The 310-nt window shown below is 55.8% G+C and carries 1 protein-coding gene; it reads left to right on the forward strand.

The genetic code is table 11. From position 1 onward, the window contains the following. Positions 1–57: 57 nt before the first annotated feature. The coding region (locus JL39_RS31255; RefSeq protein WP_152601240.1) for a transposase at positions 58–310 on the forward strand (253 nt) is incomplete at its 3' end.

The following is a 310-nucleotide window of genomic DNA, read 5'->3' on the forward strand; positions in this document are numbered from 1 at the left end:
GTGTTTTGAGGCTTGCTGGGTGTGCGAGAAGGTTTCCAGGGTTATCTGGAGACTTGCATGGCAGAAGATGGATTTGTTGGTCGCTACGAAATCGTCGAGCCGCGCCGCGGAAACCGGCGTTGGCCGGATGACGTTAAGGCTCGGATTGTAGCGGAAAGCTTTCAGCCCGGTGTTCGTGTTGTTGATGTTGCGCGTCGTCATGACGTTATAGCAAACCAACTTTCCAGTTGGCGGCGACAAGCACGAGATGGGGTTCTGGCGCTGCCTTTTGAGGCTATGCCGGGCCTTTCGGAGAACGGTGATGCCGAAC

The sequence above is a fragment of the Rhizobium sp. YS-1r genome (assembly GCF_000757525.1).
GTDB lineage: Bacteria > Pseudomonadota > Alphaproteobacteria > Rhizobiales > Rhizobiaceae > Neorhizobium > Neorhizobium petrolearium.